The organism is Mammaliicoccus sp. J-M40, from assembly GCF_022386395.1.
In the GTDB taxonomy this organism is placed as follows: domain Bacteria; phylum Bacillota; class Bacilli; order Staphylococcales; family Staphylococcaceae; genus Mammaliicoccus; species Mammaliicoccus lentus.
Genome location: NZ_JAJNIQ010000024.1, coordinates 1 through 4,628, shown reverse-complemented (window position 1 = coordinate 4,628; position 4,628 = coordinate 1). Strand labels below are relative to the sequence as shown.

Annotated in this window: 5 protein-coding genes; all 5 read right to left on the bottom strand. The window is 31.1% G+C overall.

All coding sequences use genetic code 11. The annotated features are described in order from the left end of the window. Positions 1-580: 580 nt before the first annotated feature. Positions 581-1,129, bottom strand: a complete 549-nt coding sequence (locus LQ688_RS13785) for a DUF334 domain-containing protein (RefSeq protein WP_239747625.1) — start codon at positions 1,127-1,129, stop codon at positions 581-583. Then, entirely contained in the window at positions 1,092-2,081 is a 990-nt protein-coding gene (locus LQ688_RS13780; RefSeq protein WP_239752874.1) for a relaxase/mobilization nuclease domain-containing protein, read from the bottom strand. The genes LQ688_RS13785 and LQ688_RS13780 overlap by 38 nt, the downstream gene beginning before the upstream one ends. Continuing rightward, on the bottom strand, positions 2,063-2,461 hold the full coding sequence (locus tag LQ688_RS13775) for a plasmid mobilization protein (protein WP_069996718.1): 399 nt from the start codon (positions 2,459-2,461) through the stop codon (positions 2,063-2,065). The genes LQ688_RS13780 and LQ688_RS13775 overlap by 19 nt, the downstream gene beginning before the upstream one ends. 259 nt (positions 2,462-2,720) lie before the next feature. After that, on the bottom strand, positions 2,721-3,569 hold the full coding sequence (str, locus tag LQ688_RS13770; protein ID WP_210123150.1) for a streptomycin adenylyltransferase Str: 849 nt from the start codon (positions 3,567-3,569) through the stop codon (positions 2,721-2,723). 7 nt (positions 3,570-3,576) lie between these two features. Continuing rightward, positions 3,577-4,509 carry a replication initiation factor domain-containing protein gene (locus LQ688_RS13765; protein WP_239724487.1) on the bottom strand — a complete coding sequence of 311 codons (933 nt, stop codon included), beginning with the start codon at positions 4,507-4,509 and terminating at the stop codon, positions 3,577-3,579. Positions 4,510-4,628 lie beyond the last annotated feature (119 nt).

Genomic DNA, 4,628 nt, shown 5'->3' with positions numbered 1-4,628 from the left:
AAGTCGCTCATCCAATTACATTTGCGAATATATATCTTGAAGATTTAACTCAAATCGTTTAATATCAAGATATACAAATTAAGAAACAAACATCGACTGTTTTCTTTTCGGATTTCGTTCACAAACTTTGGTCGGGGCGTGAGCGACTTCTTATTTTTATTTTGTTATTAATATAACACTAACAAAAGGCTTGGTCTAATTAGTTCCTAATTAGATCAAGTCTTTTTTAGTTATACAACATAATTATTTGATAGATAACCAACGCTGCTACTATAACCAATACATACTTGCTAGTAAGAAAGTTGTTCAATGCTTCTCTGAATTTCATTTCTTCAACTCCTTTATTGCTTTATTCCAATTTCCTTTTTGGTCGGAACCAACAATTCCATGTGATGTTGAGTTGGTACTTTCTTGGGATTAATCCCAATTCAAGCCCAACCAACTCGCTAACAAGTTAGCTATCACATTTCATTATTCCAACCAAAAAGTTTTCTCGGCATAAATGCGTGTTCTATATCAAATAGTCCTATTTTGCATTTTAAGAGCTTTTTTAAGCATTTAGCGTTTTTTAGATATAAAACTATCTTATAACGTCTAACGTCTTTGCAACAAGCCACATAATACCTGCAAAACATACATAAGGTAAAAGATATAATATGCCTATCAAATAACGCCATGGCGTTTCGTGTGTATCTATAAACTTCTGAATAAATTGATATAAATGTGCCACACCAAAAAACTCGCCTATTGGTCCAGTAACAAAAGAAACTAGTGCAATCATTACAATCACAAAAAATAGACTTGTAATACCTTTAGTCATAGCATTTATTGATTTATTATATTTATTAATCAATTCATCATTGTTCGCTAATCGCTCGTTTATAATCTTTTTATATTCTTTGTTTTCTTCTCTCGCTTGATTTGTTGAATTACGTATTTCTTTTTTGGCATCACTCAACTCATCTTTAACTGCTTTACTAAAATCTTGTTGTAAATTATCTGTATCAATACGTTTTAGATAAGAACGAGCAACACTAATAAAATTGTTTTTCACATTTTTAGTTGAATTATCTAACTGATCAAGTAGATTATTAAAGTTCGAGGTCGAAGCCTCTAGATTTTTTAACAATCTCTCGTTCTCTTTGTGCCTGTCTGATTCGCTCTTCTCCAATTCTTCTATTCTTTTCCTCAATACGTCGTTTTTCTTCTTCTCGTTCTCGTTCCTCTCGTTCACGGCGTTTTCTATCTTGTTCAATTGAATTTGTTGTTTGTGCAAAATTAGACCAATCTCGCTCTCGTTGTTCTGCCTGCTTTGGCTCGATTGGTTTCGATTCTTCAAGTTCTCGTTCAAGTTCTCGTCTTTGTTTCTCGGCTGCAAAGCCATACGCTAACCCTCCTTTATCGTAAGTATCTCCTAACTTATTACCACGTACTTTTTTATTTTCTTCTAAGTGTTCATAGGTAATATTATTTTTTGTCACTCTAGCAATTTGAACACCTTTTTCTTTTAGCAAATCGTTAAATTCTTCAAAGTTTATTGCTTGGTCTTTTGTTTCTTCAATTGCCATTCTGATTTCATTTTTCCAAGAAGGTTTATCTTTATCTATCATGTTCTGCTCTGCTAATGTATATCTAAGTTCTGCCGATTTTTCTGGAACAGATAAACCACGCTCATGACATAACTGATCATTCGCTTGTTTTACGAAATCACGTTGTTCTTTATTGGACTGATATTTTTTGCCTGTTTCTAAATTCACTGAATTAATAATAATGTGATTATGAAAATGGTCTTTATCTGTATGCGTATAAATCGCTACTTGATGTTCTGGTGCAATCTTTTTAGCCAATTCTAAACCTATCTCATTGCATTCTTTAGCTGTTACTTCGCCAGGCTTAAAAGATTGAATGACTGTATGTGCTTGAACACCATTCTCTTTGCCATATAACGCCCTAGTTTGCTTAAAATACGATTTGGCATAATCAACATCACAATTTAAACCACTTTTTTCTTCTGCACGTTCTTCTGCGTAATTAATAGCACGACTTGCCGACTTCGTATTGCCTAATTTAGTTGTTGCCATATCCTATGCAACTCCTTTTTAACATCATCAAATTGCAATTCTAAATCATGATATTTCTGTTCTGGTAAATGTGTAGCCTTATCTTTGTTTTGATTAAACCACTTAGCAATCTGATTCACATTACTACCCAAATGACTTAAATCTTTGGCAATCGATTGTCGCGTTTCTTTGTCTAATTTTGGCGACACTAATCGACTGCCTTGTGCCTTTTTCTTAACGAAATTAGGCACTGTCATATTCAAAGTTTCTGCCGACTGTTTCAACTTTGAATATTCCTGTTCACTCACTCTAAACGATATTTGTTTTGGCTCTTTTCTAACTGGTCTTTTGACCTTATCGTTAGAAAAATCGCTAGCCAAATTATCTTTTTGTTCGTTCACAAGTCCCACCACCTTTCTATCGAAAAATATTCCTTTTCATAAATATAGCTTATAATATAATCTATATTTTCTCAAGTAATATTGTGGTTTGGCAAGCGTCGTATATTCTAGCCACTTCGTTCTGAATATACCGGCTTGATGGGATTAATCCCATGCCCTTTATGTATTTTTGTTTGCACAAAAATAGTGGCTAATTGCTAGCCACTAAGTTCAAAACCATTAAAGCCCCAGCAACCAAAAATGGTGGTTGCTAATAAAATTAATTCTCATAATTATTACGAATAAAATTCTCAATATTTTTTTCGTAATTTGGATAGTTATAATTTCCTAAACAACTTACTTTATTTGAATAATATTTAAATAATTCACAACAAAGCTTAAAAGATTGGTATGTCTTTCTATATCCATTCATCTCAAAAGTAGCTAAAAGCATATTGAATTCTTTATCAGTTAAATATTTGTTTATAAACTTATAATTCTTTCCTAAACTAAAATCAAAACCCCTATTAAAGCCAATATACCAAGAAATCATTCTTAATAATTCAGGACGTAAAATATTATTGAAATGATCTAAAGCAAATAATATTTCTCTTCTAAAAACACCCTTTGCTACATACGTTGAGACACTCCAAAACTCATTACAGCAATCATAAAATTCTCGTTCTGTTGGTTTTTTTAACCAATAATTTGAGTCATCTGGAACAATTTCTTGAGTTACTAAATTATCTTTATCAACTAAAATTTTTACAAGACCATCAGAATCACTAAAATAACGATTTAAATCTTTTAAATTAATTAATGTAATATCCATTTTTATGCCATCTTTAAAATACATTATATAACTGTAACCATAATCTAAATCAGGTGGGAATAATTCCATATCTTCTGGTTTCTGTATAAACAATAATTCTCCAAATAAACTTAACCAACTTTCTTCATGTGTGAAACACTCAATATCTGATACGAAAAAAGCAAAATCATAATCTTGAAACTTATCTTTTTTTATATTTTCATTAGTTCTTGAACCCTCGAGAGCAATAATTTTTACATTGCTTCGTTGATAAGCAAATTCAGAAACTAAATTTAAAATTTCTTTTTCAGTCCTCATTGTTTTTTCACTCCCAAAATCTAAATTCACGCTGCCAAAATTCAATCTGCTTTTGCAATTGTTTTTCATTCTCTTTTAAAGTCAATTTCATTAAGTCCGTTAAATCAATTTCTGAAATACTTTTTAACATTTCTCTGTATTTATTTTTTGTACGTCTTTCTAATTTACCCCATGTACTTTCTTCATGAATTAGCATATAAATCATTGCTTGGTCTTTTACTTTTTCTAAACTAGACCAATCTGGTTTCAAAATATGTAAATCATTAAAACAATCGTTCCAATAATCAACCATATCTCTTTTTAATTCAATTTCTACACGCCATAAGTGTTCAGACATAACTTCAATGTCTGCATTATCCTTACGTTCTTGTTTTTTATTATAAATTCTAATAAATCTATCACTGTCACGAACACCAAAATATTTTGTTTCTGGTTTACCGTTACGACCATAAAAAATAGTTTTCTTAACTGATTTATCAGTCATCGCATAATAATCGCTCAAATCGTCTTCAAAATCAAAAGCCAAATCTAATCTTGTAAAACCATCATCTTCCATGTAGTCAATGATGTTTTGTTTTAACCAAAGCATTTCTTCATGCGTAAGTTTATTAGGATTAAATTCAACACGCATATTACGTCTATCCCACGCATCTGCTTTTACTTTATCATATTCGATGTAAACTTTTTCTTGTAGAGCCTTAGCTTTAAATTTGGTTTGTAATATATCCCAAAGTCTAATTTGTGGCGCAATACTCATAAATTCAGACAGTTTGTGAGCATTGTTCTTATTAAGATTCCCAACAATTGTCATAGCATCAAAGTGTAATTTTGGTTCGGGGGTGTACATAATATGTCGGTTTAACCGGCTATTAGAGTACGCCGGTTTTTTTGTGTAATTTTTCACCAAATTTTCTTGCTCATTTTTCGTTATTTTTGCCATAAAAATCGACTCCTTAATTTTGTTTAAGAAGTCGCTCATCCAATTACATTTGCGAATATATATCTTGAAGATTTAACTCAAATCGTTTAATATCAAGATATACAAATTAAGAAACAAAC

Excerpts from the sequence above, each read along its gene's own strand:
- LQ688_RS13780 (WP_239752874.1), bottom strand. The coding sequence starts at position 2,081 with ATGGCAACAACTAAATTAGGCAATACGAAGTCGGCAAGTCGTGCTATT.
- str (WP_210123150.1), bottom strand. The coding sequence starts at position 3,569 with ATGAGGACTGAAAAAGAAATTTTAAATTTAGTTTCTGAATTTGCTTAT.
- LQ688_RS13765 (WP_239724487.1), bottom strand. The coding sequence starts at position 4,509 with ATGGCAAAAATAACGAAAAATGAGCAAGAAAATTTGGTGAAAAATTAC.